At 71.0% G+C, this 26435-nt stretch carries 25 protein-coding genes; 4 read left to right on the forward strand and 21 right to left on the reverse strand.

What is annotated here, in order from left to right:
• Positions 1 to 60: 60 nt before the first annotated feature.
• Together feoB and RGE_RS19925 are read right to left on the reverse strand one after the other, a co-directional pair.
• Positions 61 to 1944, reverse strand: a complete 1884-nt coding sequence (gene feoB, locus RGE_RS19920; RefSeq protein WP_014430264.1) for a ferrous iron transporter B — start codon at positions 1942 to 1944, stop codon at positions 61 to 63.
• The gene (locus RGE_RS19925) at positions 1941 to 2276 is read right to left on the reverse strand and encodes a FeoA family protein (RefSeq protein ID WP_043785835.1); all 336 of its coding nucleotides are present in this window, start codon (positions 2274 to 2276) and stop codon (positions 1941 to 1943) included. The genes feoB and RGE_RS19925 overlap by 4 nt, the downstream gene beginning before the upstream one ends.
• Positions 2277 to 2452: 176 nt before the next feature.
• On the opposite strand from RGE_RS19925, the gene corA reads away from it, so the two are divergent.
• Together corA and RGE_RS19935 are read left to right on the forward strand one after the other, a co-directional pair.
• Positions 2453 to 3421: a magnesium/cobalt transporter CorA gene (corA, locus tag RGE_RS19930; RefSeq protein WP_014430266.1), complete on the forward strand. Its 969-nt coding sequence runs from the start codon at positions 2453 to 2455 to the stop codon at positions 3419 to 3421.
• A complete protein-coding gene (locus RGE_RS19935) occupies positions 3412 to 3627 on the forward strand; it encodes a cysteine-rich CWC family protein (protein ID WP_231384582.1) in 216 nt (71 codons plus the stop codon). Before corA ends, RGE_RS19935 begins: the two co-directional genes overlap by 10 nt.
• A gap of 93 nt (positions 3628 to 3720) precedes the next feature.
• Here the strand turns inward: RGE_RS19935 and RGE_RS19940 are convergent, their stop codons facing one another.
• The 9 genes from RGE_RS19940 to RGE_RS19980 form a co-directional block, all read right to left on the reverse strand.
• Positions 3721 to 5340: a DHA2 family efflux MFS transporter permease subunit gene (locus tag RGE_RS19940; protein ID WP_014430268.1), complete on the reverse strand. Its 1620-nt coding sequence runs from the start codon at positions 5338 to 5340 to the stop codon at positions 3721 to 3723.
• A 1-nt stretch (position 5341) separates the two neighbouring features.
• Positions 5342 to 6559, reverse strand: coding sequence for an HlyD family secretion protein (locus RGE_RS19945; RefSeq protein WP_014430269.1), 1218 nt, complete (start codon positions 6557 to 6559; stop codon positions 5342 to 5344).
• Between the two features lie 20 nt (positions 6560 to 6579).
• Entirely contained in the window at positions 6580 to 8013 is a 1434-nt protein-coding gene (locus RGE_RS19950) for an efflux transporter outer membrane subunit (protein WP_014430270.1), read from the reverse strand.
• Positions 8010 to 8501 carry a MarR family winged helix-turn-helix transcriptional regulator gene (locus tag RGE_RS19955; protein WP_014430271.1) on the reverse strand — a complete coding sequence of 164 codons (492 nt, stop codon included), beginning with the start codon at positions 8499 to 8501 and terminating at the stop codon, positions 8010 to 8012. The genes RGE_RS19950 and RGE_RS19955 overlap by 4 nt, the downstream gene beginning before the upstream one ends.
• Positions 8502 to 8627: 126 nt before the next feature.
• Complete coding sequence (gene asd / locus RGE_RS19960) at positions 8628 to 9479, reverse strand: archaetidylserine decarboxylase (protein WP_014430272.1); 852 nt, start codon at positions 9477 to 9479, stop codon at positions 8628 to 8630.
• Positions 9480 to 9516: 37 nt separating this feature from the next.
• Positions 9517 to 10530 carry a S49 family peptidase gene (locus RGE_RS19965; RefSeq protein ID WP_014430273.1) on the reverse strand — a complete coding sequence of 338 codons (1014 nt, stop codon included), beginning with the start codon at positions 10528 to 10530 and terminating at the stop codon, positions 9517 to 9519.
• Positions 10527 to 10922, reverse strand: a complete 396-nt coding sequence (locus RGE_RS19970) for a Rieske (2Fe-2S) protein (protein WP_014430274.1) — start codon at positions 10920 to 10922, stop codon at positions 10527 to 10529. Before RGE_RS19970 ends, RGE_RS19965 begins: the two co-directional genes overlap by 4 nt.
• Entirely contained in the window at positions 10919 to 11578 is a 660-nt protein-coding gene (locus RGE_RS19975; RefSeq protein WP_043784317.1) for an HAD family hydrolase, read from the reverse strand. The genes RGE_RS19970 and RGE_RS19975 overlap by 4 nt, the downstream gene beginning before the upstream one ends.
• Positions 11575 to 12492 (reverse strand): RluA family pseudouridine synthase, encoded by a 918-nt coding sequence (locus tag RGE_RS19980; RefSeq protein WP_014430276.1) that lies wholly within the window; start codon positions 12490 to 12492, stop codon positions 11575 to 11577. The genes RGE_RS19975 and RGE_RS19980 overlap by 4 nt, the downstream gene beginning before the upstream one ends.
• Before the next feature lie 655 nt (positions 12493 to 13147).
• On the opposite strand from RGE_RS19980, the gene RGE_RS19985 reads away from it, so the two are divergent.
• Both RGE_RS19985 and RGE_RS19990 read left to right on the forward strand, forming a co-directional pair.
• Positions 13148 to 16051, forward strand: coding sequence for an Rne/Rng family ribonuclease (locus RGE_RS19985; protein WP_014430278.1), 2904 nt, complete (start codon positions 13148 to 13150; stop codon positions 16049 to 16051).
• Positions 16052 to 16179: 128 nt separating this feature from the next.
• Positions 16180 to 16518 (forward strand): hypothetical protein, encoded by a 339-nt coding sequence (locus RGE_RS19990; protein ID WP_014430279.1) that lies wholly within the window; start codon positions 16180 to 16182, stop codon positions 16516 to 16518.
• Here RGE_RS19990 and nagZ read toward each other — a convergent pair whose 3' ends face one another.
• From nagZ to RGE_RS20040, 10 genes are all read right to left on the reverse strand, one after another.
• Complete coding sequence (gene nagZ, locus RGE_RS19995) at positions 16519 to 17568, reverse strand: beta-N-acetylhexosaminidase (protein WP_014430280.1); 1050 nt, start codon at positions 17566 to 17568, stop codon at positions 16519 to 16521. It abuts the gene before it with no gap.
• Complete coding sequence (gene acpS, locus RGE_RS20000) at positions 17565 to 17987, reverse strand: holo-ACP synthase (RefSeq protein WP_014430281.1); 423 nt, start codon at positions 17985 to 17987, stop codon at positions 17565 to 17567. The genes nagZ and acpS overlap by 4 nt, the downstream gene beginning before the upstream one ends.
• Before the next feature lie 5 nt (positions 17988 to 17992).
• A complete protein-coding gene (locus tag RGE_RS20005; RefSeq protein WP_014430282.1) occupies positions 17993 to 18775 on the reverse strand; it encodes a pyridoxine 5'-phosphate synthase in 783 nt (260 codons plus the stop codon).
• Positions 18772 to 19527, reverse strand: coding sequence for a DNA repair protein RecO (recO, locus tag RGE_RS20010; protein ID WP_014430283.1), 756 nt, complete (start codon positions 19525 to 19527; stop codon positions 18772 to 18774). The genes RGE_RS20005 and recO overlap by 4 nt, the downstream gene beginning before the upstream one ends.
• A 21-nt stretch (positions 19528 to 19548) precedes the next feature.
• Positions 19549 to 20538, reverse strand: a complete 990-nt coding sequence (gene era, locus RGE_RS20015) for a GTPase Era (RefSeq protein WP_014430284.1) — start codon at positions 20536 to 20538, stop codon at positions 19549 to 19551.
• A 16-nt stretch (positions 20539 to 20554) separates the two neighbouring features.
• The gene (gene rnc, locus RGE_RS20020) at positions 20555 to 21259 is read right to left on the reverse strand and encodes a ribonuclease III (protein WP_014430285.1); all 705 of its coding nucleotides are present in this window, start codon (positions 21257 to 21259) and stop codon (positions 20555 to 20557) included.
• Positions 21259 to 21636, reverse strand: coding sequence for a DUF4845 domain-containing protein (locus tag RGE_RS20025; RefSeq protein WP_014430286.1), 378 nt, complete (start codon positions 21634 to 21636; stop codon positions 21259 to 21261). Before RGE_RS20025 ends, rnc begins: the two co-directional genes overlap by 1 nt.
• A gap of 37 nt (positions 21637 to 21673) precedes the next feature.
• Positions 21674 to 22642, reverse strand: a complete 969-nt coding sequence (gene lepB, locus RGE_RS20030; protein WP_014430287.1) for a signal peptidase I — start codon at positions 22640 to 22642, stop codon at positions 21674 to 21676.
• 8 nt (positions 22643 to 22650) lie between these two features.
• The gene (gene lepA, locus RGE_RS20035) at positions 22651 to 24459 is read right to left on the reverse strand and encodes a translation elongation factor 4 (protein ID WP_014430288.1); all 1809 of its coding nucleotides are present in this window, start codon (positions 24457 to 24459) and stop codon (positions 22651 to 22653) included.
• A 481-nt stretch (positions 24460 to 24940) separates the two neighbouring features.
• Positions 24941 to 26431 carry a DegQ family serine endoprotease gene (locus tag RGE_RS20040; protein ID WP_014430290.1) on the reverse strand — a complete coding sequence of 497 codons (1491 nt, stop codon included), beginning with the start codon at positions 26429 to 26431 and terminating at the stop codon, positions 24941 to 24943.
• Positions 26432 to 26435 lie beyond the last annotated feature (4 nt).

Below are 26435 nucleotides of genomic sequence, written 5' to 3' on the forward strand. Positions count from 1 at the left end.
AGCCGCCCAAAAAGACGGGGCCCGCCGGCGACGGCGGGCCCCGTGTGCTTTCGGCAGGTCTTACAGCCCGAACGCCAGCGCGACGTGATAGGTGGCGAAGGCCGCCACGTAGGCCAGCGCGAACAGGTAGCCGGCGGTGACCAGCGGCCACTTCCAGCCGCCGGTCTCGCGTTTGATCGTCGCCAGCGTCGACAGGCACTGCGGCGCGAAGACGAACCAGGCCATCAGCGCCAGCGCGGTGGCCATCGACCAGTCCTGCGCCAGCAGCGGCGCCAGCGCGCTGCCGGCCTCGTCGCCGGCGTCGCCGACCGCGTAGACCGTGGCCAGCGCCGCGACCGCGACCTCACGCGCGCCCATCGCCGGCACCAGCGCGATGCTGATCTGCCAGTTGAAGCCGATCGGCTCGAAGACGACGGCCAGCGCCTGGCCGATGCGCCCGGCCAGGCTGTATTCGATCGCCGGCTGCGTCGCGCCTTCCGGCGGCGCCGGGAAGCTCGACAGCGCCCACAGCACGACCGTCAGCACCAGGATCACGCCGCCGACGCGGCGCAGGAAGATCGTCGCGCGCTGCCACAGGCCCAGCGCCACCGAACGCACCGTCGGCCAGTGGTAGGCCGGCAGTTCCATCATCAGCGTGCGCACCTGGCGCTTGCCGCTGCCGAAACGCTTGAGCACCCAGGCGACGGCGAACGCGCCGAAGATGCCGGCCATGTAGAGCGCGAACAGCACGACGCCCTGCAGCTCCAGCCCGCCGGCCACCTGGCGCGACGGGATGAAGGCGGCGATCAGCAGCGCGTAGACCGGCAGCCGCGCCGAGCAGGTCATCATCGGCGCGAGCAGGATGGTGACGATGCGGTCGCGCGGGTCGGCGATCGTGCGCGTGGCCATGATGCCGGGGATGGCACAGGCGAAGCTCGACAGCAGCGGGATGAACGAACGCCCCGAGAGCCCGACGCCGCCCATCAGCCGGTCGAGCAGGAAGGCCGCTCGCGGCAGGTAGCCCGACTCTTCCAGCAGCAGGATGAAGAAGAACAGGATCAGGATCTGCGGCAGGAAGACGACGACCCCGCCCAGGCCGGCGATCAGACCGTCGACGACGAAGCTGCGCAGCACGCCTTCGGGCAGCGCACCGCCGACCGTCTGGCCAACGGCCGCGGTGGCGGCCTCGATCCAGCCCATCGGGGCCTCGGCCCAGGCGAACACCGCCTGGAAGACCAGGAACAGCAGCAGCGCCAGGATGGCCGGCCCGGCCACCGGATGCAGCACGACGCGGTCGATGCGGTCGCTGGCCGTCTCGGGCATCGCCTTGTCGAGGTCCAGGCGCTCCAGGATGGCCTGCACCGTGTGGTGGTCGCCGTCGAGGTGCAGCTTGTCGTGCGCGGGCTGCGGCGCGCGCCACAGCGTCTTGTCTTCGAGCAGCGCACGCAGCGCGCGGTCGCCGTCGGTCTTGATGCCGACCGTCGGCACGACCGGCACGCCGAGCTCGCGCGACAGCGCCTCGGCGTCGACCGGAATGCCGCGGCGCGCGGCCATGTCGGCCATGTTCAGCGCGACGATGCAGGGCAGGCCCAGGCGCTGCACCGCCAGCACCAGGCGCAGGTTGCGGCGCAGGTTGGTCGCGTCGACGACGCAGACGACGACGTCCGGGCGGCGTTCGCCCTTGGCGCGGCCGTAGAGCACGTCGACGGTGACGCGCTCGTCGGGCGAACGCGGGTGCAGGCTGTAGGCACCGGGCAGGTCGAGCACGCGCAGCGTCTTGCCGGCGGCGGTGCGGAACACGCCTTCCTTGCGCTCGACGGTGACGCCGGCGTAGTTGGCCACCTTCTGGCGGCTGCCGGTCAGCAGGTTGAACAGCGCCGTCTTGCCGCAGTTCGGATTGCCCACGAGGGCGACCAGCTGGCCGCCGGGATGAAAGTGGACGACGGTCTCGTGGCAGCCGCTCATAGCGGCTCGACACGCACGCAGGCGGCCTCGGCGCGGCGCAGCGCGAAGGTCGACTGGCCGACGCGCACGACCAGCGGGTCGCCGCCCCAGACGCTGCGCGTCGTCACCGTGACGCGTTCACCGGGCAGGAAGCCGATCTCGGCCAGCCAGCGCGCCCAGTCGGGCGCCAGCGCCGGCGCGGCCACCGACAGCACGCGGCACGGCAGGCCGGTGGCGGCGGCATCGAGAGAGACTGCGGCGGGCTTGGCGCCCGGGCCCGGCGCCGGAGACGGCGAACTCGCCACCGGCATCAGCGCCGGCGACGGAGTGCGGAAGAAGGAGCCAAAGCCCATGATCGGCATCAAATGCGAATATTTCTCATTATGTGCCTGGACAAAACCCTTGCACAAGCAAAACCGCCTCGCGACTTGACATCGCTCAATCCAGCCGGGGCGGCGCCGCGTCGCCGTGACTTATCGCCGCCGCGGGCGGCCATGCGACACTTCGCTGTCACCTGTCTCCCGTGCCCATGCTGATCAACTGCGTCGCCTACCGCCACGGCGTCAAGCTCGCCGACATCGCGGTCGAGGCCATCAGCGACCACCTCTCCGTCCCCGACACCCTGGTCTGGGTCGCGCTGCGGGATCCGAGCGACGAGGAACTGGCGACGATGCAGCGCGAGTTCGGCCTGCACGAACTGGCCGTCGAGGACGCGCGCCACGGCCACCAGCGGCCGAAGATCGAGGAGTACGGGGACATGCTGTTCACCGTCGTGCACCTGCTCGAGTACGGGCCGACCGACGAGCTGCAGCGCGGCGAGCTGGCGATCTTCGCCGGGCCGAACTACGTGGTCTCGGTGCGCAACGGCAGCACCCAGGGCTTCGTCGGCGTGCGTGCGCGCTGCGAACGTTCGCCCGAACTCCTCAAGCAAGGCGCCGGCTTCGTCTTCTACGCGCTGCTGGACGCGGCGGTCGACCGCTACTTCCCGCTGGTCGAGGAGCTGGAGAACCTCGTCGACGGCATCGAGACGCAGATCTTCGAGCCCGGCGCCGCGCGGCGCAGCATCGAGCAGCTCTACGACGTCAAGCGCCGCCTGGGCGTGCTGCGCCACGCGGTGCTGCCGCTGGTCGACCCGGTGATGCGCCTGCACGGCAGCCGCACGCCGACGGCCTGCACCGGCACGCAGGAGTACTTCCGCGACGTCTCAGACCACCTCATGCGCATCAACGGCACGCTCGACGCGCTGCGCGAAACCGTGACCACCGCGATCCAGGTGAACCTGTCGATGGTGACGATCGAGGAGAGCGAGACCACCAAGCGCCTGGCCGCCTGGGCCGGGATCTTCGCCGTGGCGACGGCCTTCGTCGGCGTCTGGGGAATGAATTTCAAGTACATGCCCGAGCTCGACTGGCGCTGGGGCTATCCGGCGGCGCTGGGCGTCATCGGCTCCGTCTGCGCGCTGATGTACTGGCGCTTCAAGAAACTGGGATGGCTGTGAACCAAGACAAGAAAGACACCTGCCCGCGCTGCGGCGCGTCCTTCCACTGCGGCATCGCCGGGCCCGGCCCCTGCGCCTGCACCCAGGTCAAGCTCGACACCCGCCCGCTGCGCGCGATGATGTCGCTGTACCCCAGCTGTCTGTGCCCGGACTGCCTGCGCGCCATCGCCGCCGGCGCGCCGGTGGAAGCGCCGGCACGGGGCTGAGCCCGCGCCGGCGTCGTTCTCAGCCCTCGCGCGTGCAATCGCGCTCGGGCCTTCGGCAGGCGCAGAACGCCTTCCGGCGTCCTGCGTCCAGGCTCAGTGCGCGCCGCCGGCGTCGGCGGGGGCGGCTCCGGCGCCAGGACGCCGCGGCGAGGTCATCCAGATCAGCGCGACCAGCGCGACGAACAGCAGACCCGACATGTAGAACACGTCGGTCACGGCCATCGTGTAGGCCTGCTGGTCGATCAGCCGGTTCAGCGAAGCGTTGGCCTGATCGGCGCTGTAGCCGGCGGCGGCGAACTGGGCCAGCACGCCCTGGGTCGTCGCGTCGCGTGCGCCGCTGCTGATCGCCTCGACGAGCTGGGCGTGGTGCAGCGAGGCGCGGTTGTCCCACAGCGTCGTGAACAGCGAGGTGCCGACGGCGCCCGCGGTGATGCGCACGAAGTTCGACAGCCCCGAGGCGGCCGGCATCTGCTCGGGCTTCAGGCCGTTGAAGATGATGGCCTGCAGCGGCACGAAGAAGAAGGCCATCGCCGCGCCCTGCAGCACGATGGGCAGCAGGATCACGCTGGGCGGCACCTGGGTGTTGAACCAGGAGCGCATCCACAGCACCAGCCCGAAGCCGAGGAAGGCGACGGTCGCCAGCTTGCGCGGATCCATGCGGCCGACGTTCTTGCCGACCCAGGGCGACAGCGCGATCGCCAGGATGCCGACCGGCGCCGTCACCATGCCGGCCCAGGTCGCCGTGTAGCCCATCCACTGCTGCAGCCACAGCGGCAGCAGCACGACGTTGCCGAAGAACACGCCGTAGGCCACCGACAGCGCCGTCGTGCCGAGCAGGAAGTCGCGCCGGCCGAACAGCCGCAGGTCGACGATCGGATGCCGGTCGGTCAGCTCCCAGGCGAGGAAGAACAGGAAACCGACCGCGGCGACGACCGCCAGCACGACGATCTGCGTCGACGCGAACCAGTCGAGCTCCTTGCCCTTGTCGACCATGATCTGCATCGCGCCGACCCAGATCACCAGCAGCCCGAGGCCGACGCCGTCGACCGGCACCTTGCGCGGCCCGGGGTCGCGCGTGCGGTAGATCGACCAGGTCAGCAGCGCCGCGAACAGGCCCACCGGCACGTTGATGTAGAAGATCCAGGGCCAGGACAGGTTGTCGGTCAGCCAGCCGCCGAGCAGCGGCCCGACCACCGGCGCAACCATCGTCGTCATCGCCCACAAGGCCATCGCCATGCCGGCCTTGGCCGGCGGGTAGCTGGCCAGCAGCAGGGTCTGCGACAGCGGGATCATCGGCCCCGAAACCATGCCCTGGAAGATGCGGAAGGCGATCAGCGACTCGATGTTCGGCGCCATGCCGCACAGCCAGGACGCGAGCACGAACAGCACGACGCTGGCGACGAACAGCCGCACCTGGCCGAAACGCTGCGTCAGCCAGCCGGTCAGCGGCACGGCGATGGCGTTGGCGACGGCGAACGAGGTGATGACCCAGGTGCCCTGCTGCGGGCTGACGCCCAGGTCGCCCGAGATCGCCGGGATCGAGACGTTGGCGATCGAGGTGTCGAGCACCGTCATGAAGGTCGCCAGCGACAGCGCCAGCGTGCCGGCGATGCGCGCACCGCCTTGCAGCGGCGGGAACGCCGGTGCACGCGGCGGCGCGGCAGGCCGCGGCGCCGGAGCCTCGGCCGGCGCGGAAGCGGTGGTGGCGCTCATCTCAGCCCTTGACCGGGCGCCCCAGGTTGCGGGCGATGATCTCGTGCACGCGACGATCGGCGGCTTCGCCGGCGGCGTCGAAGACCGCGGTGCGGTTGGTCGAGCGGTTCACCGCCGCCAGCACCGGCTCGCCGCGCGTGTCGGCGGTGTCGACGCTGGCTTCCATCGACAGGCCGACGCGCAGCGGGTGCTCGGACAGCTGCTTGGCGTCGAGTTCGATGCGCACCGGCACGCGCTGCACGACCTTGATCCAGTTGCCGGTCGCGTTCTGCGCCGGCAGCAGCGCGAAGGCGCTGCCGGTGCCGGCGCCGACGCCGACGACGTGGCCTTCGTACTCGACGCGGCTGCCGTAGAGGTCGGCGGTCAGCTTGACCGGCTGGCCGATGCGCATGTCGCGCAGCTGGCCTTCCTTGAAGTTGGCCTCGACCCAGACCTGCTCCAGCGGCACCACCGACATCAGCGGCGTGCCCGGCGCGACACGCTGGCCGACCTGCACCGAGCGCTTGGCGACCTGGCCGGCGATCGGCGCCGGCAGCTCGGTGCGCTGCAGCGCCAGCCAGGCCTCGCGCACCGCGGCGGCGGCGCGTTCGACGTTGGGATGGTGCTCGGGCGTCGTGCCGTCGGTCAGCGCGCGGTTGGACGTCGCCTGCTCCTGCGCGGCGGCGAGCGCCGAACGCGCCGCGGCCAGCGCGCTCCTGGCCGAGGCCAGCGTGGTCTCGGCGTGTTTCATCTCTTCGCCGCCGACGGCGCCGCTGGCCAGCAGCGGGCGGCGGCGCGCCAGGTCGTCGGCCGCACGCTGGGCCTCGGCCTCCGCCCGCGCGACCTCGGCTTCGCGCAGGCGCACGTTGGCGGCGTAGGTGGCGTCGTTGGCGTAGACGGTGCGCACCTCGCGCACGGTCTGCGCGAGCTGGGCCTCGGCGCGGTCCAGCGCCAGCTTGGCGTCGGCGGCGTCGAGCTTGACCAGCGGCTGGCCGGCCTTGACGAGGTCGGTGTCGTCGGCGAGCACCGCGAGCACGGTGCCGGCGACCTGCGGCGTGATCTGCACGACCTGGCCCTGGACGTAGGCGTTGTCGGTGCTCTCGTGGTGGCGCTGCGTCAGCAGCCACCAGCCGCCGTAGAGGATGGCGGCGGCGGCCGTGACGCCGGCGGCGGCCAGCAGGGCGGGCTTGCGCTTGGCCCCCGGATCGGCGGCGGCGGGGGTGGAAGTCGATTCGCTCATGATGACGTCGGGTTCTGGGTTCAGCGGGAGGCGACGGGCGCGGGCAGCGTGTCGGCGGCGGCGGACCAGCCGCCGCCCAGCGCACGCGTCAGCGCCACTTCGCTGGACAGGTGGCGGGCCTTCAGATCGGTGGCGGCGCGCGACTGCGCGAGCACGTTGGTCTGGGCGTTGAGCACGGTGAGGAAGTTGCCGAGACCGGCCTGGTAGCGCTGGATCGCCAGCGCGTAGGCGGCGTCGGCGGCGGCGCCGGCGTCGGCCTGGGCACGCTGCTGGCGTTCCAGCGACTGCAGCCCGGCGACCTCGTCGGCCACCTCGCGCAGCGCCCGCAGCAGCGCGCCGTTGTAGCCCTCGACCGCGGCGTCGACCTCGGCCGCCCTGGCGCCCAGGTTGGCACGCAGCCGGCCGCCTTCGAAGATCGGCAGCGACAACGCCGGGCCGATGCCCAGGTTGCGCGAGCTGGCCTTGACGAAGTCGTCCAGCCCCAGGCTGGAGAAGCCGGCGAAGGCCGTCAGGCTGACGTTGGGATAGAACAGCGTGCGCGCGACGTCGACGTCGCGCATCGCGGCCTCGACGCGCCAGCGCTGCGCGACGAGGTCGGCGCGGCGGCCCAGCAGGTCGGCCGGCAGCCCGGCGGGCAGCGGCGTCGAATGCAGCGGCGCCAGCGACGGCGTCAGGCCCTCCAGCGCGTTGGGCCCCTGGCCGGTCAGCTCGGCCAGCGCATGGCGGGCACGGGAGGTGGACTCGTCCAGCGCTTCCAGATCGACACGCGACTGGGCGATCAGCCCTTCGGCCTGGCGCAGCTCGACCGTCGTGTCCAGCCCGGCGGCGATGCGCTGGCGCACCAGCGTCAGGATCTGCTCGCGCTGGGCGAGCGACTGGCGCGCGACCTCGCGGTTCTCGACCAGGCGGCCGAGGTTGACATAGGCGCTGACGACGTTGGCCGCCAGCAGCACGCGCGCGGCCTGCAGTTCGGCCTCGGCCGCGCGGCTCTGGCCGAGCGCCGCGGCGATGGTGTTGCGCTCGCGGCCGAAGAGGTCCAGCTCCCAGCTGGCGCCGATCTGGGCGGCGTTGTTCCATTGGTAGGAGCCGGCCAGCGGCGCCGGGTACGGCCCGTTCTCGGTGAAGCGCTGGCGCGTCATGTCGACCGTGCCCTGCACCTGCGGCAATCGGCCGGCCGAGGCGACGCCGACGGCGGCTTCGGCCTGGCGCAGCCGGGCGGCGGCGACCTGCAGGCTGGGCTGGCCGTCGAGCGCGCGGTCGACGAGGCCGTCGAGCGTCGTGTCGCCGAAGCCGGTCCACCAGCGTTCGGCCGGCCAGGGCGTGGCGGTGTCGGTGGCGCCGGCGGCCGAGGCGGTGGCGAGCGTGCGCGCCGCCGGCAGCTCGCCGGGACTGGCGCAGCCGGCGGCGGCCAACGCGGCCGCCAGGGCGATCGAAGCAGGAATGAAGCGGGTCATGCAGCGGGTCTCCCCGGGGCGAAACGGTTGGTGTTGGCGATCAGGCGCGTGATGAAGTCGCGCAGCTGCATCCATTCGTCGTGGCTGAAGCCGGCGAACAGGTCGTTGTGGGCTTCGGCGAGCACGTGCGGCACGACCGCGGCCGCGGTCCGGCCGGCGTCGGTGAGGCGCAGGTGCACGACGCGGCGGTCGGTCTCCGAACGCACGCGTTCGAGCAGGCCCTTGGCCTCGAGCCGGTCGAGCATGCGGGTGATGGCGCCGGCGTCGCAGTCGAGCACACGCGCCAGTTCGTGCGCGGTCTCGGCGCGGCCGATGCTCAGCATGAACAGCGGCTTCCACTGCGCGTCGGTCAGGTCGTGTGCGGCCATGCGCACGTCGACCTCGCGCCGGATCAGCGTGCCCAGCTGCAGGATCTGGTAGCCGATGCTGGTGCCGGGGTCGTAGCAGTCACCGCTGTAGAACGACGCCGCCGGAGGTTTCTCGCTCAATCCTGTGCCCTCGCAATAATTGCTTGGGCAAAGTTTGCCACAACATGGATTGGCGTGCAGTGCGCCGCGGCGCGCCCGCCCTGGCGCCGACGTGGGTTTGAGCGATGAGCCGGCGCGGGCCGGACGTCAGGCCAGATCGGCCATGCCCTGGCCCATGCGCACGATGCGCCCCGGAGCCCAGCTCGGGTTGAAGCGGAGCGGCGCCTTCGGGAACAGCAGCACGACGGTCGAGCCGAGCAGGAAACGCCCCATCTCGGCGCCGCGTTCCAGGCGGATGTCCTGGCCGTCGTAGTTCCAGGTCCGCACGACGCCCGGCCGCGGCGGGTTGACGACGCCGTGCCAGACGGTGGCCATGCTGCCGACGATGGTCGCGCCGACCAGCACCAGCACCCAGGGCCCGGCGACCGGGCCGCCGTCGAAGACGCAGACCACACGCTCGTTGCGCGCGAACAGCCCCGGCACGCCGCGCGCCGTCAGCGGGTTCACCGAGAACAGCTCGCCCGGCACGTGCACCATGCGCAGCAGGCGGCCGGCGCAAGGCATGTGGATGCGGTGGTAGTCCTTGGGGCTGAGGTAGATCGTCGCGAACGTGCCGTCGGCGAAGCGTTCGGCCAGTTCGGCATCGCCGCCGAGCAGCGCGGTGGCGCTGTAGTCGTGGCCCTTGGCCTGGAAGATGCGCCCCTGCTCGATGGCGCCGAACTGGCTGATCGCACCGTCCACCGGGCACAGCAGGTCGGCGCTCTCCAGCGGGCGAGCACCGGGTTTCAGCGGCCGGGTGAAGAACTCGTTGAAGCTGGCGTAGCTCGCCGGGTCGGGGTTCGCGGCCTCGGACAGGTCGACGCCGTAGCGGCCGGCGAACCAGCGGATCGCGGCCGTCGTCAGGCCGCCGGCACGCGCCGAGGCGAAAGCGCCGGCCAGGCGCGTGAGGGCCTGCTTGGGCAGGACGTACTGGGGCAGGACCGCGAGCCGGTCGGACATCGGCAACCTCGGGGAACGGGAGACGGGGAGCGGGGGATCAGCGCATCGGCGACAGCTGGCGCATCGCCTTGACGGCGCCCTCGCCCATCGCGGCGCCGAAACGTTTGGCCAGGCGCTCGGCGACGTTCTCGCGCGGCGTGTAGTCGACGACGTCCTCGGCCTTGACGACCTCGCGGGCGACGTAGTCCAGGTTGCCCATCTTGTCGGCCAGGCCCAGGCGCACGGCTTCCTCGCCGTTCCAGAACAGGCCGGAGAAGGTCTCCGGCGTCTCGTGCAGGCGCTTGCCGCGGCCCTGGCGCACGACGGTGATGAACTGCTGGTGGATCTGGTCGATCATCGCCTGCGCATACGCCGTCTGCTTCGGGTTCTGCGGGCTGTACGGGTCGAGCATGCCCTTGTTCTCGCCGGCGGTGAGCAGGCGGCGCTCGATGCCGAGCTTCTCCATCAGGCCGCTGAAGCCGAAGCCGTCCATCAGCACGCCGATGCTGCCGACCAGGCTGGCCTTGTCGACGTAGATCTCGTCGGCGGCCACGGCGATGTAGTACGCGCCCGAGGCGCACATCTCCTCGACGACGGCGTAGACCTTCTTCTTGTGCAGCAGCTTCAGGCGGCGGATCTCGTCGTTGACGATGCCGGCCTGCACCGGGCTGCCGCCCGGCGAGTTGATGCGCAGCACGACGGCCTGCGCGCCCTGGTCCTCGAAGGCGCTGCGCAGCGCCGACACCAGCAGCTCGGCGCTGGCCTCGGTGTCCGGGGCGATCTCGCCACGCACCTCGACGAGCGCGGTGTGCGGCTTGCTCGGCGCGCTGGGCGTCAGGCGCTCGGACAGCCCGGCCCAGGCGATGGCCACGGCCAGCGCCAGCCAGACGAAACGGAAGAAGATGCGCCAGCGGCGGTCGGCACGCTGCTGGATCATCAGCTCGCGGGCGATCTTCTCGAGGCTGGTCTCCAGGCCGCCGAGGGCGGGAGCGGTGGCTGCGGCGGGAGCAGGTGCAGGCGGGACCGCGCCGGACGGCTGCGCCGGCGTCGGGGTGTCGTCGGTGGGGGTCATGTCGCGCTTTCGTCGGCCGGCGGGGCCGGGCGGATCTCGCGCGAAGGATACCAAGTCACCGTGCCATCGACCTCGGCGACGTCCAGCGGCACGAGCCGCCCGCCGGCGCCCGGGCCGGCGAGGCAGCGCCCGTCCTCGGGCTCGTAGACCGCGCCGTGCATCGCGCAGACGACGAAGCGGCCGTCGGCGTCGAGGAAGCGCCCGGGCTGCCAGTCGAGCTCGGCCGGCAGGTGGGCGCAGCGGTTCAGGTAGGCGACGACGCGGCCGTCGAAACGCAGCGCGAAGGCACGCGCCGGATGGCCGCGTTCATCGAGCACGTCCCAGACGTGGGCCTCGCCGCGTTCGGCCAGCGCGGCCGACGGGCACAGCGGCACGCCGGCGGCGGCGCTCACGCGTTCTCCAGCAGCCAGTCGTGCAGCTCGCGCGTGCTGTGCGCGACGTGCAGCGGCGCGTACTGGGCGAAGGCCTCGGGCTCGTGCGCGCCGTAGCTGACGCCGATGCCGGGCACGCGCGCGTTCTGCGCCATCAGCAGGTCGTGCGTCGTGTCGCCGATCATCAGCGTGCGCTCGGGCTCGGTGCCGAACTCGCGCATCAGCTGCTCCAGCATCAGCGGGTTGGGTTTGCTCGCCGTTTCGTCGGCGGTGCGCGTGCCGTCGAACATCGTCTTCAGGTCGGACGTGCGCAGCGCCTCGTCGAGGCCGCGGCGGCTCTTGCCGGTGGCGACGGCGATCCAGTGGTTGCGCGCACGCAGGTCCTGCAGCAGCTCCAGCGTGCCGGGGAACAGCACGACCGCGTCCTGGCGCGCGAACCAGTGGTGGCGGTAGCGGTTGGCGAGCTCGGGGTAGCGCTCGGGCGGCAGGCCGGGCGCGGCGTGCTTCAGCGCGTCGGCCAGGCCCAGACCGATGACGTAGGCCGCGTCGGTGTCGCTGGGCACCGCGGCGCCGACGTCGCGGCAGGCGTCCTGGATGCAGCGCACGATCAGCGCGGTGGAATCGAACAGGGTGCCGTCCCAGTCGAAGACGATGAGGTCGAAGCGGCGTGGTTTCATGGTGCGGCCAGCAGTGTCTCGCACTCCGGCGGCAGCGGCGCGTGCAAGGTGATGCGCTCGCCGCTGGCCGGATGGTCGAAGGCCAGCTCGACGGCGTGCAGGAACATGCGCGCGAAGCGCTTCTCGCGCGCGACGGTCTTGTTCAGCGCGAAGTCGCCGTACTTCGGGTCGCCGACGATCGGGTGGCCCGAGTGCGCCAAGTGCACGCGGATCTGGTGCGTGCGCCCGGTCTTCAGGCCGATCTCCAGCAGCGAGTACGGGCCGACGGCGCGCACCGAACGCACGATGGTGATCGAACGCCGCGCGTCCGGCGCGTCGGCGGCGACGACCCGCACGTGGCGCTCGCCGGCGGCGTCGGTGCCTTTGTGCAGCGCCAGGTCGAGCACCTTCAGCTTCTTCGGCCAGGCGCCGACGACCAGCGCCAGATAGTTCTTGCCGGTGTCGCGGGCGCGGAACTGGTCCTGCAGCGCGGTCAGCGCGCTGCGCTTCTTGGCCAGCAGCAGCACGCCCGAGGTCTCCTTGTCGAGCCGGTGCACCAGCTCCAGGAAACGCGCGTCGGGCCGCGCGCGGCGCAGCTGCTCGATGACGCCCGAGGACACGCCGCTGCCGCCGTGCACCGCGACGCCGGCGGGTTTGGCGATCGCCAGCAGGTGCTCGTCCTCGAACAGGATCGGGAACTCGCGTGCCGGCACCGCCGCGGCGGCGGGCTTCTCGGCGACACGCACCGGCGGCACGCGGATCTCGTCACCGGCGGCCACGCGCGTGTCGGCGCTGGCGCGGCCCTTGTTGACGCGCACCTCGCCGGAGCGGATGACGCGGTAGACGTGGGTTTTCGGCACGCCTTTCAGATGGCGCAACAGGAAATTGTCCAGGCGCTGGCCGGCGGATTCCTCGTCGACGGTGATTCTCTGCACCGCCGGCGGCGCACTGCCGGCTTTGGCCCCTATAATCCGGCGCTCCACGTTCGTGCGGTAAGTGATTGATTTTCCGGAGTTTACCCGGCGCTTACAGAAACACGACGGGAACGCTGCGGCGGCCGAGGTCGCCACAGCATCAGGTGATGCAGCGCCCGGCCGCGGGCGCGCGGGCCGGCCGCCAGAGCGAGCCGGCGGCGCGTGGCGACGGGCGAACCGAGATTCGAAGAAGAACCCGCCTCGTTTTGGAGGCACCCGAAATCCCGAGGGTCGAGACCCGGAGACACTCCACCTCGATCCCGCGTCCGACAGGACCCCAGAGCTGACGTGCCGTTCATGACGATCCACCACGCCCTCGCCCCGAGGCCCCGGCAAGACGCCGGCGCGGCCGGCGCGACGGCGTCGCCGCGCCACATGCGCTGCGACGGAACGTCGCCGGCGCGGGCAGCCGCCTGCGGAACGCACGCGCCAACGCTGCGCCGCTGATCCGTCGCTGTATCTTTTCAGCGCGGTTCGAACGCAGTCCAGGGCACTTCGCGCCAGTCGGTTCTTCCGCGTTTCTCCTGCATCGAACGAGGCAGCGCGTGCCGCGCATGGGCGGCACGCGAGAGTCGCGTGCGCCCCGCCCTTGGCGAAGCGCATGCCGGGAGAACCGATGAAACGCATGCTGATCAATGCCACGCAGCCGGAAGAGCGGCGCCTGGCGATCGTCGACGGGCAGAAACTGCTCGACTTCGAGACCGAACTCGAAGGCCGCGAACAGCGCAAGGGCAACATCTACAAGGCGGTGATCACCCGCGTCGAACCGTCGCTCGAAGCCTGCTTCGTCGACTACGGCGAGGATCGCCACGGCTTCCTGCCGTTCAAGGAAATCTCGCGCAATTACTTCAAGGACGGCGTCGACCTCAAGAACGCGCGCATCCAGGACGTCGTCAAGGAAGGCCAGGAACTGCTGGTCCAGGTCGAGAAGGAAGAACGCGGCAACAAGGGCGCGGCGCTGACGACCTTCGTCAGCCTGGCCGGCCGTTACCTCGTGCTGATGCCCAACAACCCGAAGGGCGGCGGCGTCAGCCGGCGCATCGAGGGCGAGGACCGCGAGGAGCTCAAAGAGAACCTCGAGCAGCTGCAGTATCCCAAGGGCATGAGCCTGATCGCGCGCACCGCCGGCATCGGCCGCTCGGCCGCCGAGCTGCAGTGGGACCTGAACTACATGCTCAAGCTCTGGGACGCCATCGACGGCGCCTCCAAGGCCGGCAAGGGCGCCTTCCTGATCTACCAGGAAAGCTCGCTCGTCATCCGCGCGATCCGCGACTACTTCACCGCGGACATCGGCGAGATCCTGATCGACACCGACGACATCTACGAGCAGGCGCAGCAGTTCATGAACCACGTGATGCCGGAGTCGGCATCGCGTGTGAAGCGCTACCGTGACGATGCGCCGCTGTTCAGCCGCTTCCAGATCGAGCACCAGATCGAGACCGCGTTCAGCCGCACGGTGAACCTGCCGTCGGGCGGCGCGATCGTCATCGACCACACCGAGGCCCTGGTCTCGGTGGACGTGAACTCGGCGCGCTCGACGCGCGGCAGCGACATCGAGGAAACCGCGTTCCGCACCAACCTCGAGGCCGCCGACGAGATCGCGCGCCAGATGCGGCTGCGCGACCTGGGCGGGCTGATCGTCGTCGACTTCATCGACATGGAAGAGTCGAAGAACCGCCGCGAGGTCGAACAGCGCCTGCGCGACGCGCTGCGCACCGACCGCGCCCGCGTGCAGTTCTCGTCGATCAGCAAGTTCGGCCTGCTCGAACTGAGCCGCCAGCGCCTGCGCCCGGCGCTGTCCGAAGGCAACCACATCACCTGCCCGCGCTGCAACGGCACCGGCCACATCCGCGACACCGAGAGCTCGGCGCTGCAGATCCTGCGCATGGTCCAGGAAGAGGCGATGAAGGAGAACACCGCCGCCGTGCACGTGCAGGTGCCGGTGGAAGTGACCTCCTTCCTGCTCAACGAGAAGCGCACCGAGATCACCAAGATCGAGCTCAAGCAGCGCGTCACCGTCATCCTCGTGCCGAACAAGCACCTGGAGACGCCGAACTACAAGCTCGAGCGCCTGCGCCACGACGACCCGCGCCTGGAGAACCTGCAGGCCAGCTACACGATGGTCGAGGAGCCGGACGAGGAAGTCGGCATCACGCGCCGTCGCGACGCCAACGACAAGGGCCGCAGCAAGCAGGAGCCGGTGATCAAGGGCGTGCTGCCCGACCAGCCGGCACCGCCGGCACCGGCGCCCGCGCCGGTGAAGGCCGCTGCGCCCGCGCCGCAACCGGCCGCCCCGGCCCCCGCGCCGGCAGCGCCGGCCGCGGCCCCGGCCAACGGCGGCTTCTTCGGTTGGTTCAAGCGCATGTTCACGATGCCCGAGCCGACGCCGGCCGCGGCACCGGCTGCGCCGGCCCCGGCCGCCGAAACGGCCCCGGCGACGCCGGACAAGCGTGAAGGCGGCCGCCGCGGTGGCCGTGGCGAGCGCGGCGAACGTGGCGAGCGCGCTGAACGGGGCGAACGCGGCGAACGCAACCGCAACGGCCGCACCGAAGGCCGCCAGGAAGCCCGCGAAGGGCGTGAAGGCCGCGGCGAGAACCGCCGCGACGGCCGCCGCGACGCCGCCGAAGCCGGCAGCGAGACCCGCGAGCCGCGTGCCGAACGTGGGGAACGCACCGAGCGCAGCGAGCGCGCTGAACGCGGCGAGCGTGGCAACCGCGGTCCGCGTGCCGAACGCGCTCCGCGCGCCGAGGAGAGCACCGCCGCCGCCACGCTGGCACCGGCCGCCGCCGAGGCGCTGGCGCCGGTCGACGGCGCTCCGGTCGCCGAGAACGGCGAGACCCGTGAGAGCGGCCGCCGCCGCCGCCGCCGTGGTGGCCGCGGCAACGGCGAAGGCCGGGTCGAGGAAGGCACGCTGGTCGACGGCAGCACCGTGCCGGCCGAGGACGCCGCGCCCGCGGCCACCGACGCCGCGCCGACGGTCGACGAAGCCTCCGCGCCCGAAGGCGTGTTCCCCGAAGCCCACGAACGTGAAGGCGAGCCCGAAGGTGAACGCGAAGGCGGCCGCCGCCGCGGCCGTGGCCGTGACCGCTTCCGCCGCGAACGCCGCGAAGGCGAGGCCGTCGCGACCGAAGGCGTGACCGAGGGCGCGACCGAAACCGTGGTCGGCGAAGACGCCGCGGTGACGCCGCCGGCCCCGGCCGAAGCCGTCGCCGAGCTGCCGGAAACCCCGGTCGCCGAAGCCGTGCCCGCGCCGCAGCCGCCGGCCGCGCCGCGCATCGAGCCCTACGCGCTGCCGACCGAGGCACTGAGCGCGCTGGCCGCCGACGCCGGGCTGCAATGGGTGCAGTCCGACGCCGACAAGGTGCGTGCCGCGCAGGAAGCGATCGCCGCCGAGCCGAAGCCGGTGCACGTGCCGCGTGAACCGAAGCCGGTCGTCGTCGCCGACGAAGGCCCGCTGGTGCTCGTCGAGACGCGCAAGGACCTGTCGCAGCTGAAGCTGCCGTTCGAACTCGGCGCCTGACCGGCCGTCATCGGACGAGGGCCGCCGGCCGCGAGGCCTGCGGCCCTCTTTCATGAAGGGGCGGCTCGCGCCGCGTCCCTCGTCTTCCCGTCGTTTCCGCTTTTCAACAGATGACCAAGACTGCCCTGATGCTGGCCCGCCTCGCGGGCGCCCTGACGCTGGTGATCGGCGCCGCCCACGCCTTCGGCGTGGGCGCGGTGCTGCAGCTGCACATGATCTGCGGCACGGTGTTCGTGCTCGCGCTGTGGGTGCTGGCTTTCGCCGGCTTCCGGGCCGCGCCCAAGCTGGCCGTGCTGGCCTTCAACTGGGGCGTCATCGTCGTCGCCTTCGGCATCTTCCAGCTGCGCCTGCTGCCGGGCGAGTACCACTGGACGATGCAGCTCGTGCACCTGCTGATCGGCCTGAGCGGCATGGCCCAGGCCGAGCGCCTGGCCGGCGCCGTCAAGCGGCGCGAAGCCGCGGCCTGATCAGGGCAGGCGTTCGAGCGCGCGCTGGTAGGCCGGCGCGCGCATCAGCTCGTCCCAGGCCAGCGGCTCGCTCTGCGGCAGCAGCGCCGTGCGCCGCGCCTCCGAGGTCTCGTCGGGCGTCCAGCGGCCGTCGGCGGCCGCCTGCTCCAGGCCTTCGAGCAGCGCGTCGACCGGCGCACCGCCGTCGACCGTCGACTGGTTGCACAGCAGCACCAGGTCGCAGCCAGCACCCAGCGCCAGCAGCGCCGCGTCCAGCGTCGAGCCGACGCCCTTGGCGCCTTCCATGCTGAGGTCGTCGCTGAAGACGGCGCCGTCGAAACCCAGGCGCTCGCGCAGGATCTCCTGCAGCCAGCGCCGCGAGAAACCCGCCGGCAGCGCGTCCACCTTCGGGTAGACCACGTGCGCCGGCATCACCGCCTGCAGGCTGCCGGCCAGCCAGTCGTAGGGCTGGGCGTCGTCGCCGAGGATGGCCTTGAGCGAGCGCCGGTCCACCGGCAGCGCGAGGTGCGAGTCGGCCTTGACGAAGCCGTGGCCGGGGAAGTGTTTGCCGCAGGAGGCCATGCCGGCCTGCAGCAGGCCGTGCATCAGGCTCTTGGCCAGCAGCGCCGCGACACGCGCGTCGCGATGGAAGGCGCGGTCGCCGATCACCTGGCTGGGGCCGTGGTCGAGGTCGAGCACCGGCGTGAAGCTGAAGTCGACGCCGCAGGCGCGCAGCTCGCTGGCGAGCACGTAGCCGGCCGCGGTGGCGGCCGCGGTGGCGCGCATCGCATCGTCCATCCACAGCTCGCCGAAGGCGCGCATCGGCGGCAGGTGGGTGAAGCCGTCGGTGCGGAAACGCTGCACGCGCCCGCCTTCGTGGTCGACGCAGATCAGCAGGTCCTCGCGCAGCGACTTGATCTCGGCGGTCAGCTCGACGAGCTGGCGCCGGTCGGCCCAGTTGCGTGCGAAGAGGATCAGGCCGCCGGCCAGCGGATGGCGGATGCGGCGGCGGTCGTCGTCGTTGAGCGAGGTGCCGGCGATGTCCAGCACGACGGGGGCATGAAGGCTCACGGGAGGTCCTTGGAGGCGGTGGGCGCGGCGGCGTGTTCGACGACGACGAAGGACGTGGCGTAGTCGCTCTCGTCGCTGACGGTGACGTGGGCGACGAGACCGCGCGCGGCGAACCAGGCGGCCAGATCGCCCGACAGGCGGACGAAGGGCTTGCCGCTGGCTTCGTTGAGGATCTGGCAGGCGCGCCAGGTCATCGGCATGTGCAGGCCCAGGCCGATGGCCTTGGAGAAGGCCTCCTTGGCCGAGAAGCGTGTCGCCAGGAAGGCGATGCCGCGCGCCTCGGCACGCGCACGCCGGGCGTGGAAGACGCGCAGCTCGTCGTCACCCAGCACCTTCTCGGCGAAACGGTCGCCGCGCCGCGCCAGCGTCGCCTGGATGCGGCGGATGTCGCAGACGTCGGTGCCGATGCCGTAGATCACGCCGGTCAGCCTTGCGAGGCCGAGCGGATCGACCGCTGGTAGGCGCGCACCGTCTCCGGCAGCCCCAGCTCCAGCGCGTCAGCGATCAGCGCGTGGCCGATCGACACCTCCTGCACGCCGGGCACGGCACGCAGGAAGTCGGGCAGGTTGTCGCGGTTCAGGTCGTGGCCGGCGTTGAGCTGCAGCCCGGCGGCCAGCGCGGCACGGCCGGCGGCGGCGAAACGCTCCAGCATCTCGGCCTGCTTGGGCGTGCCCCAGGCGGCGGCGTAGGGCTCGGTGTAGAGCTCGACGCGGTCGGCGCCGATCTCGCGCGCGATGGCCATCGCCTCGGGGATCGGGTCCATGAAGAGGCTGACGCGCACGCCGAAGGAATGCGCCTCGGCGATCACCGGGCGCAGGCGCTCGACGTCCTCGGGCAGGTTCCAGCCGTGGTCGGAGGTGAACTGCACCTCGCTGTCGGGCACGAAGGTCACCTGCTGCGGGCGCAGCTCGCGCACGTAGGCCATCAGGTTGTGGAAGGGGTTGCCCTCGATGTTGTATTCGGCCTGCGGCCAGTGGCGCAGCAGCGCCGCCAGCTCGTGCACGTCGTGGCCGCGGATGTGGCGCTCGTCGGGCCGCGGATGCACGGTGATGCCGTCGGCACCGGCCTCCAGGCACAGCGTGGCGGCACGCACCACGCTCGGGATGCCCAGGTGGCGGGTGTTGCGCAGCAGCGCGACCTTGTTGACGTTGACCGAAAGCTTGGTCAGGCCGCCGGCGGCGGCCTCGGGAGCGACGAGAGGATTCATCGGGAAGCGGTGTCGACGAGCTTTTGCACGTCCTGGAAGACCTGGCGCGAGCGCAGCCGGGCATGGCCGAGATGATAGTGAAGCACCGTGCGCAGCGGCCCGCGCAGCGCCGGGGCCACCGGCGTGCAGGCGGCGCGCAGCGCCGGTCCGTGGTGGGCGACGAGCGCGGCTTCGAGCCGCACCCAGTCGGCGCCGGTCAGGCCCTCGGCGTCGGCGACGACGCCGGCCTCTGGGTGCAGCGCGTAGCGCCGCGCCGGCGCCAGCGGCGCCAGCGTCAGCGTCTCGGTGCCGAGCTCGGGCAGCAACCCCAGCTCGCGCAGCAGCACGAGTTCGAAGGCACGCAGCGCCGCCGCCTCGTCGGCGGCCAGCGCGGCCAGCGTCTCGGCGTAGGCGTCGAAGAGCTGCGGGAACGCGTCCTGGCGCGCCAGCAGCTTCATCAGCAGCTCGTTGCAATAGAAGGCCGAGAACATCGCCGCCGCCGGCACCGGCGGCACGCCGCCGCCCCATTCGGCGGTGCGCAGCGTGTGGATCTCGGCAGCCTCGTCGGCCGGCGTGCGGCCCAGCTGCACGGCGATGCGCTGGAACGGCAGCAGCACCGGGCGCAGTTGCGAGGTCGGGCGCTTGGCGCCCTTGGCGGCGACGACGACACGCCCGCGCTCGCGCGTGAACAGCTCGACGATCAGGCTGGTCTCGCTCCAGTCCCAGCTGTGCAGCACGTAGGCCGACAGCGGCGCGGCAGCCGCCCGGCTCATCGGCGCGCCTCCCGGCTCACGTCACTCGTAGCCGTAGCTCCTGAGGTGGGCCTCGTCGTCGGCCCAGCCGGAACGCACCTTGACCCACAGCTCGAGGAAGACCTTGGCGTCGAGCAGGCGCTCGAGCTCCTGGCGCGACTCGGTGCCGATGCGCTTCAGGCGCTCGCCACCCTCGCCGATGACCATGCCCTTGTGGGCGTCGCGCTCGACGACGATGGTCGCAGCGATGCGGCGCAGCTGGCCCTCTTCCTCGAACTTGTCGATGACCACCGTCGACGAGTACGGCAGCTCGTCGCCGGTCAGGCGGAACAGCTTCTCGCGCACGATCTCGCTGGCGAGGAAACGGTCGCTGCGGTCGGTCAGCGCGTCTTCCTCGTAGAACCAGGGCTGCTCGGGCAGGTGCGGCTCGACGATGGCGAACAGGCGCTCGACGTCGGCCGCGGTGGTGGCCGACATCGGCACGTACTCGGCGAAGGCGTGGCGCTCCTGCATGCTCTTCAGCCAGGGCAGGATGTCGGTGCGGCGGCGCACCGCGTCGAGCTTGTTGGCGACCAGGATCACCGGCTTGTCCGGCGGCAGCAGCGCCAGCACCTTGGCGTCGTCCAGGCCGAAACGCCCGGCCTCGACCATGAACAGCACCGCGTCGACGTCGGCCACCGAGGCGGTGACGGTGCGGTTGAGCGTCTTGTTCATCGCGCCGCTGTGGCGCTTGAGGTGCGTGGTCTGGAAGCCCGGCGTGTCGACGAAGACGAACTGCGTCGCGCCCACCGTGCGGATGCCGGTGATGCGGTGGCGCGTGGTCTGCGCCTTGCGCGAGGTGATGCTGATCTTCTGGCCGACGAGCGCGTTGAGCAGCGTCGACTTGCCGACGTTGGGCCGGCCGACGATGGCGATCAGGCCGCAGCGCTGGCCCTCGACGGCGGCCGGTGCGGGCGGGATCGGGGGCAGTTCGTAAGCCTGGGACGACGAATCGTCCGGCGCTTCGTCGCCCGGGGAGGGTGTGGTGTTCATCGCGTGGGCGGGCGCTTCAGGAGCGCAAGGGGCCGCCGGGTTTGTCGTCGGCTTTCAAGCCTTCGAGCAGGCGGCGCGCGGCCTCCTGCTCGGCGGTGCGGCGGGAGCGGCCTTCGCCGCGTTCGGCGAGGCCCAGCGTGGCGACGGCGCACTCGACCTCGAAGGTCTGGGCGTGCTTCTCGCCGCGCGTGGCGACGATGCGGTAGGCCGGCACCGGCAGGCGCCGCGCCTGCAGCCATTCCTGCAGCTCGGTCTTGGCGTCCTTGGTCCAGGCGTCGGCCTCGGTGGCGGCGATGACCTCGCCGAAGAGGCGGCGCACGGCAGCCAGCGCCGGCTCGTAGCCGCCGTCCAGGAAGATCGCGCCGATCAGCGCCTCGACGGCATCGGCGAGGATCGACGGCCGCTGGGCGCCACCGCCGCGCATCTCGCCTTCGGACATGCGCAGCACCTCGGGCAGGCCCAAAGTCAGCGCGACGCGGTGCAGGCTGTCCTCGCGCACGAGGTGGGCGCGCACGCGCGTCAGGTCGCCTTCGTCGCTGCCGGAGAAACGTTCGTACAGCAGCGCCGAGACGGCGCAGTTGAGCACCGAGTCGCCGAGGAATTCGAGGCGCTCGTTGTGGTCCGCGCCCCAGCTGCGGTGCGTGAGCGCGCGCGTCAGCAGGCCGGTGCGCTCGAAGCGGTGACCGAGCCGTTGCTGCAGGGCGTCGTGCCGGGTGTCCATCACGGTGCCTTCGCCTGACCCTCGTACTTGAGCAGCAGGTAGACCGGGCCGAACAGCGGGATCTCCTTGTCGTAGGCGAAGCCGATGACGACCTTGTCGTTCTCTTTCGTGATCACGAGGTCCTTGCTGTCGATCGAGGCGATCGAGTACTCGACCTCCTTCTGGCGGTCGAACGCGGTGCGCGCTTCGGCCACCGTGGCCGGCTGGCCGGCGGCGACCTTCTCGACCGCACGCTTGATCGTCAGGTACTCGTTGATGGTCGGCACCGCACGCACCAGCACGTAGCCGATGAAGCCGACGAGCAAGGCCCAGAACAGCAGCCCGAAGAGGGTGATGCCGCGTTGGCTGGCGCGCGGCAGGCGCGGGACCGGAGTCATGTTCGCCTCTCGTTGTACGCTGCTTCGAGGGCCGGGTTCAGTGGAACGATCCGATGCGGCCCAGGTCGCCCAGGTTCATCCAGACGAAGAATGCCTTGCCGACGATGTTCTCGTCCGGAACGAATCCCCAGAAGCGCGAATCCTGCGAGTCGTCGCGGTTGTCGCCCATCATGAAGTAATGCCCGGGCGGCACCTTGCACGTCACGCCTTCGGCGCTGTACTGGCAATTCTCGTGCATCGGGAAGCTCTTGGGCTCCGGGCCGTAGAAGGCCGGGCGGTTCGGGTCGACGAGGATGCGGTGCTCCACGGCGCCCAGCTTCTCCGAGAACATCGGCGAGTAGCGCAGGCGGTCCTCGTTGTAGAAGTCGCCCAGCGGCGTCACCGGCGCCGGCTGGCCGTTGACGTAGAGCTTCTGGTTCACGTAGCGGATCTCGTCGCCCGGCACGCCGACGACACGCTTGATGTAGTCCACGCGCGGGTCGATCGGATAGCGGAAGACGACGACGTCGCCGCGCTCCGGGTCGTGGTTGGCGATGATCTTCTTGTTGATCACCGGCAGCCGGATGCCGTAGTGGTACTTGTTGACGAGGATGAGGTCGCCGACGAGCAGCGTCGGGATCATCGAGCCCGACGGGATCTTGAACGGCTCGAACATGAACGAGCGCAGCAGGAAGATCACGACGATCACCGGGAACAGCCCGGCGGTCCAGTCCAGCCACCAGGGCTGCTCGAGGATCTTCTCCTTGGCCGCGCCGACGTCGCCGTCGACCTTGGCGATGCCCTGGCGCGCGAGGTCTTCGCGGCGCGCGGCGTCCTGGCGCTCCAGCTCCGCGGCCGCGGCCTGCCGGGCCGGGCGGAAGTGGAAGCGCTCGGCCAGCCAGTAGCAGAGGGTGACGGCGCTGAGGAGGAACAGCAGCAGCGAGAAGTTGCCCGTCCACTGCCCGAGGAACCAGCCGCCGAGGTAGACGACCAGGGCGCCGTACAGGACGGCGGTCAGAGTGCTCATCAAGGTGTTTAGTCGTCCACTTGGAGGATCGCGAGGAAGGCTTCCTGAGGCACCTCGACCGAGCCGATCTGCTTCATGCGCTTCTTGCCCGCCTTCTGCTTTTCGAGCAGCTTCCGCTTGCGCGTGATGTCGCCGCCGTAGCATTTTGCCAGCACGTTCTTGCGCAGGGCCTTGATGTTCTCGCGGGCGATGATGTTCGCGCCGATCGCCGCCTGGATCGCGACGTCGTACATCTGGCGCGGGATCTGCTCGCGCATCTTGGCGGCCACGGCGCGGCCGCGGAACTGGCTCTGCGCCCGGTGCACGATCATCGCCAGCGGGTCGACGCGGTCGCCGTTGATCAGGATGTCGACCTTGACGACGTCGGCCGCGCGGTACTCCTTGAACTCGTAGTCCATCGAGGCGTAGCCGCGGCTCACCGACTTCAGCTTGTCGAAGAAGTCCAGCACGATCTCGGCCAGCGGCAGCTCGTAGGTCAGCATGACCTGCTTGCCGTGGTAGGCCATGTTCAGCTGGATGCCGCGCTTCTGGTTGGCCAGCGTCATCACCGGGCCGACCGCGTCCTGCGGCATGTACAGGTGCACCGTGACGATGGGCTCGCGGATCTCGCGGATGCGGCCCATGTCGGGCATCTTGCTGGGGTTCTCGACCTGCAGCACGGTGCCGTCGTTGAGCTCGACCTCGTAGACCACGCTGGGCGCGGTGGTCACCAGGTCCTGATCGAACTCGCGCTCCAGGCGCTCCTGCACGATCTCCATGTGCAGCAGGCCGAGGAAGCCGCAGCGAAAGCCGAAGCCCAGCGCCTGGCTGACCTCGGGCTCGTAGCGCAGCGAGCTGTCGTTGAGCTTCAGTTTCTCCAGCGCGTCGCGCAGCTGGTCGTACTCGCTGGCCTCGGTCGGGTACAGACCCGCGAAGACCTGCGGCTGGATCTCCTTGAAGCCGGGCAGCGCCTCGCTGGCCGGGCCGGCGTTGTTCGGCAGCTTCTTTTCCAGCGTGATCGTGTCGCCGACCTTGGCCGCCTGCAGCTCCTTGATGCCGGCGATCAGGAACCCCACCTCGCCGGCGTTGAGCGCCTCGCGCGGCATAGCCTTGGGCGTGAAGACGCCGATCTGCTCGAGCGGGTAGACGGCGTTGGTCGCCATCATGCGGATGCGGTCGCCCTTCTTCAGCACGCCGTCGACGACACGCACCAGCATCACGACGCCGACGTAGTTGTCGAACCAGCTGTCGATGATCATCGCGCGCGGCGCGCCGTCGGGGTTGCCGCGCGGCGCCGGCATGCGGTGCACGACGGCTTCGAGGATGTCGTCGATGCCCAGGCCGGTCTTGGCCGAGCACGGGATCGCGTCGCCGGCATCGATGCCGATGACGTCCTCGATCTCGGCCTTGGCGTTGTCCGGGTCGGCCTGCGGCAGGTCCATCTTGTTGAGGACCGGGATGACCTCGACGCCCAGATCCAGCGCGGTGTAGCAGTTGGCCACCGTCTGCGCCTCGACGCCCTGGCTGGCGTCGACGACGAGCAGTGCGCCTTCGCAGGCCGACAGCGAGCGGCTGACTTCATACGAGAAGTCGACGTGCCCCGGGGTGTCGATCAGGTTCAGGTTGTAGACCTTGCCGTCGCGCGCCTTGTATTCGAGCGCCGCGGTCTGGGCCTTGATGGTGATGCCGCGCTCGCGCTCGATGTCCATCGAGTCGAGCACCTGGGCTTCCATCTCCCGGTCGGAGAGCCCGCCGCAGCGCTGGATGATGCGGTCGGCCAGCGTGCTCTTGCCGTGGTCGATGTGGGCGATGATCGAGAAGTTGCGGATGTGGTTCATGCGGCTCACCAGCCGGCGGTCGCGGCGCGGTTATCAACCAGGGCCGGACCGGGCAGCACGAGGGCGGGAAACCGCCGTCGCGTCATGCCGTGCCGGAAACAAAAAAAAGGCACGTCCAAGAGGTGACGCGCCTTCCAACAGAACGTATGGCAACTGCTTGTTGGGCGTCCATTGTAGCCAAAAGGCCCCGCCGGCAAGCCCTCCACCGACCGCTTTCCGGGGCTTCGGGTCCGGTCATCCGGCGGACATGTCCACAAGTTTTCCACAAGGCGCGACGCCCTCGGCCTGCGCGCCGGAACGGCCGGCCACTGCATGCGGCCAGCGCGTCGCCGCGCGGCGGGACGGGCTGGATTCTAGACGCTGCGCGCACTAATCCCACGAGACGAAAACCAGAAGTGAGGAGGCGCTCACGTTCTGCCGGCTTGCGCCGTGGGCGGCGTGCGACATCCGACCCGCAGCCGTGGGGGCCGCGGCCGCGAGTTCAGCGCGCAGGGCGGATGACCAGGTAGCTGACCGCGTCGCCGCGGCGCACTAGCACGCTGATCGCCTTCGACTTCTCGGCCTTGGCCGCCAGCGACTGGAACTGGCGCGCGTCGACGACGTCGGTGTTGTCCAGCGCCAGGATCACGTCGCCCGGGCGCAGGCCGGCCCGTGCCGCAGCGCCGTCGACCGATTCGACCCGCACGCCGCCGCGCACGCCGAGCTGGCGCTTCTGCGCCTCGGCGAGGTCGGCGACCGACAGGCCGAGCGCGCTCTTGGCCGCGGGCGCGCTGCCCGGCGCACTGGCCGGGCGGGCGGCACGATCGTCCTGGAACTCGGCGACGGTGACGCTCAGCTCCTGCGTCTTGCCACGGCGGAAGACCGTCAGCCGGCTCTCGCTGCCGGGCTTGATCGCACCGACGATGCGCGGCAGCTCGCCGGAACGCTCGACCGGCTTGCCGTCGACGCGGGTGATGATGTCGCCCGCTTCGACGCCGGCCTTCTCGGCCGGGCCGCCCTTCTCGACGTTGCGCACCAGCGCGCCGGCGGGCTTGCCCAGGCCGATCGCCTCGGCGACCTCCTTGGTCACCGGCGCGATCTGCACGCCGATGCGGCCGCGCACGACACGCCCGCTGGCGCGCAGCTGGTCGGCGACACGGATCGCGTCGTCGATCGGAATCGCGAAGCTGATGCCCATGAAGCCGCCCGAGCGGCTGTAGATCTGCGAGTTGATGCCGACGACCTCGCCGCGCAGGTTCAGCAGCGGCCCGCCGGAGTTGCCGGGGTTGATCGCGACGTCGGTCTGGATGAAGTTCAGGTAGTCGCCGGTGTCGCGCTGCTTGGCGCTGACGATGCCGGCGGTGACGGTGTTGTCCAGCCCGAAGGGCGAGCCGATCGCGACGACCCACTCGCCGACCTTGAGCCGGCCGGCATCGCCGATCTTCAGCGCCGGCAGCCCGGTGGCGTCGATCTTGACGACGGCCACGTCGGTGCGCGCGTCGGCGCCGACGATGCGCGCCTTCAGCTCGCGCTGGTCGGTCAGCGTGACGATGACCTCCTCGGCGCCCTCGACGACGTGGGCGTTGGTCAGCACGTAGCCGTCGGCGCTGATGATGAAACCCGAGCCGACGCCGCGCGGCTGGGTCTGCGGGTTGGCGTCGTCGTCTTCGTCCTCGCCGCCACCGCCGCGCGGCGTCGAGCGCGGCAGCGGGATGCCGAAGCGGCGCAGGAACTCCTCGATGCCGGGATCCAGGTCCTGCGAGCCGCGGGCGCGCACGCGTTCGGTGGTGCGGATGTTGACGACGCCCGGGCCGACACGTTCGACGAGTTCGCTGAAGTCCGGCAACGCAGCGGTCGGCGCGGCCACCGGCACGGCAGCGGTCTGCGCGCCGGCGAAGCCCGGCGAGGACAAGGCCGCGGCGAGCGCGAGCGCGCCCAGCACCGGCGCCAGGCGGCCGGCGGAGGAAACGGCAGGAATCGTTCTGTCGTTCATGGCG

This window comes from Rubrivivax gelatinosus IL144 (genome assembly GCF_000284255.1).
GTDB classification, from domain to species: Bacteria; Pseudomonadota; Gammaproteobacteria; order Burkholderiales; family Burkholderiaceae_C; genus Rubrivivax; species Rubrivivax gelatinosus_A.

Bases quoted from the DNA above. Each gene is read 5' to 3' on its own strand.
- feoB (WP_014430264.1), bottom strand. From the start codon at position 1,944: ATGAGCGGCTGCCACGAGACCGTCGTCCACTTTCATCCCGGCGGCCAG.
- RGE_RS19925 (WP_043785835.1), bottom strand. From the start codon at position 2,276: ATGGGCTTTGGCTCCTTCTTCCGCACTCCGTCGCCGGCGCTGATGCCG.
- corA (WP_014430266.1), top strand. From the start codon at position 2,453: ATGCTGATCAACTGCGTCGCCTACCGCCACGGCGTCAAGCTCGCCGAC.
- RGE_RS19935 (WP_231384582.1), top strand. From the start codon at position 3,412: ATGGCTGTGAACCAAGACAAGAAAGACACCTGCCCGCGCTGCGGCGCG.
- RGE_RS19940 (WP_014430268.1), bottom strand. From the start codon at position 5,340: ATGAGCGCCACCACCGCTTCCGCGCCGGCCGAGGCTCCGGCGCCGCGG.
- RGE_RS19945 (WP_014430269.1), bottom strand. From the start codon at position 6,559: ATGAGCGAATCGACTTCCACCCCCGCCGCCGCCGATCCGGGGGCCAAG.
- RGE_RS19950 (WP_014430270.1), bottom strand. From the start codon at position 8,013: ATGACCCGCTTCATTCCTGCTTCGATCGCCCTGGCGGCCGCGTTGGCC.
- asd (WP_014430272.1), bottom strand. From the start codon at position 9,479: ATGTCCGACCGGCTCGCGGTCCTGCCCCAGTACGTCCTGCCCAAGCAG.
- RGE_RS19965 (WP_014430273.1), bottom strand. From the start codon at position 10,530: ATGACCCCCACCGACGACACCCCGACGCCGGCGCAGCCGTCCGGCGCG.
- RGE_RS19975 (WP_043784317.1), bottom strand. From the start codon at position 11,578: ATGAAACCACGCCGCTTCGACCTCATCGTCTTCGACTGGGACGGCACC.
- RGE_RS19985 (WP_014430278.1), top strand. From the start codon at position 13,148: ATGAAACGCATGCTGATCAATGCCACGCAGCCGGAAGAGCGGCGCCTG.
- RGE_RS19990 (WP_014430279.1), top strand. From the start codon at position 16,180: ATGCTGGCCCGCCTCGCGGGCGCCCTGACGCTGGTGATCGGCGCCGCC.
- RGE_RS20005 (WP_014430282.1), bottom strand. From the start codon at position 18,775: ATGAATCCTCTCGTCGCTCCCGAGGCCGCCGCCGGCGGCCTGACCAAG.
- recO (WP_014430283.1), bottom strand. From the start codon at position 19,527: ATGAGCCGGGCGGCTGCCGCGCCGCTGTCGGCCTACGTGCTGCACAGC.
- era (WP_014430284.1), bottom strand. From the start codon at position 20,538: ATGAACACCACACCCTCCCCGGGCGACGAAGCGCCGGACGATTCGTCG.
- rnc (WP_014430285.1), bottom strand. From the start codon at position 21,259: ATGGACACCCGGCACGACGCCCTGCAGCAACGGCTCGGTCACCGCTTC.
- RGE_RS20025 (WP_014430286.1), bottom strand. From the start codon at position 21,636: ATGACTCCGGTCCCGCGCCTGCCGCGCGCCAGCCAACGCGGCATCACC.
- lepB (WP_014430287.1), bottom strand. From the start codon at position 22,642: ATGAGCACTCTGACCGCCGTCCTGTACGGCGCCCTGGTCGTCTACCTC.
- lepA (WP_014430288.1), bottom strand. From the start codon at position 24,459: ATGAACCACATCCGCAACTTCTCGATCATCGCCCACATCGACCACGGC.
- RGE_RS20040 (WP_014430290.1), bottom strand. From the start codon at position 26,431: ATGAACGACAGAACGATTCCTGCCGTTTCCTCCGCCGGCCGCCTGGCG.